2 protein-coding genes are annotated in these 1,430 nt (G+C 70.6%); one reads left to right on the top strand and one right to left on the bottom strand.

What is annotated here, in order from left to right; all coding sequences use genetic code 11:
* Positions 1 to 413: sigma-70 family RNA polymerase sigma factor (locus ACFW2E_RS46855; protein ID WP_384478269.1), on the bottom strand; the 413-nt coding region annotated here is incomplete at its 3' end.
* Between the two features lie 219 nt (positions 414 to 632).
* On the opposite strand from ACFW2E_RS46855, the gene ACFW2E_RS46860 reads away from it, so the two are divergent.
* Positions 633 to 1,214, top strand: a complete 582-nt coding sequence (locus ACFW2E_RS46860; RefSeq protein ID WP_384478272.1) for a DinB family protein — start codon at positions 633 to 635, stop codon at positions 1,212 to 1,214.
* The last annotated feature ends 216 nt before the right edge of the window (positions 1,215 to 1,430 follow it).

Consider the following 1,430-nt stretch of genomic DNA (forward strand, 5'->3'; position numbering starts at 1 on the left):
GCCCACGTGGTGTCGCGGAAGAACCGCTTGATCTCACCGACGATGTACGGCAGAGCGAAGGACGTGAACTCCACCTCGCGCGACAGCTCGAACCGGTCGATTGCCTTGATCAGACCGATCATTCCGGTCTGGACGATGTCCTCCATGTCGTCGCCGCGGTTGCGGAACCGTCCGGCCGCGAACCGCACGAGGGACATGTTCATCTCGATCAAGGTATTGCGTGCGTACTGGTACTCGTGCGTACCTTCGTACAGCTCAGTCAGGCGCTGGAAGAACTGGCGGGAGAGCTCCCGCGCGTCACTAGGCGCGACCGTCCTCGGGTCCTCAATTCCTGGCAGTTGTCCCTCGTCCGTCGTACGCTCGACGGCGCACTCGGCGACCACTGCTTCCGACCGGATCCCGGCGGTGTTCATTACCTCTCCCCACGAAAGTCACGGTTCGGCGTCTGCCTCTTGGGCCTGTGTGTTACGGGTACCCGCCCACGCTGTGCGGGGGGCGGGTACCCGTAACCGGGCGTCTCATGCGTGCTTCACGGTGCGGGTACCCGGAGTCACCCGGCGCATGCGTGCCGACGGGCCGCGTGGCGGAAATTGAGTGGCGGCCGCGATCCGCGACGGCCGATGCTCGGTCGTATGGCCGACACCACGGAGTCGCAGCAGGAACAGCCGGGCCGGAGTTTCGGCTGGTGGGACATGTTCGTGAGCCCGGAGGACGATCCGCGCGGCGACGGCGGTTTCGTCGGGGAGTTCGACACGCTCGTCGGATATCTCCGGGACCAGCGGCTGACCCTGGAGATGAAGTGCGCGGGACTGGACGCCGCGGCCATGGCCCGCCGCTCGGTGCCGCCGTCCGACCTCTCGCTCCTCGGCCTGGTGCGGCATCTCGCCGGGGTGGAGCAGAACTGGTTCCGGCGGGTCATGGCCGGGCAGGACACACCGCGGCACTACCGCACCGCCGAGCATCCCAACGGGGACTTCGACGGCGCGGTGGCCGACCCCGACGTGGTGGCCGAGGCCTGGCGGACCTGGCGGTCCGAGGTCGCCTTCGCGGAGAATTTCGTGGCCCGGGCCCGGGGCCTCGACGTCACGGGCTCCGACGGCGAAGAGCCGGTCGCGCTGCGCGAGGTGCTGGTCCACATGATCGAGGAGTACGCGCGCCACAACGGCCACGCCGACTTCCTGCGGGAGCGGATCGACGGACGGGTGGGGCAGTGAGCCGCGCGGTCGCCGCGCGCCGCGCCGGGCCGTGATCACCTGGTGCGGACAGCGCTTGGTGACGCCGCCGTACCGCCCCTCGATCAGCCGCCCGATGCCGGCCGGCATCCCCCGGCCGGGCGGCGCGGGGGGGGGGGGGGGGGCCCCGGCGGGGGGCCGACCAAACCGGGTAACAGCGGCGGGGGGGGGGGTGAAGCTGGCGGCCCCGGCCCCCCG

Source organism: Streptomyces sp. NPDC058964 (genome assembly GCF_042741275.1).
Taxonomy (GTDB): Bacteria; Actinomycetota; Actinomycetes; order Streptomycetales; family Streptomycetaceae; genus Streptomyces.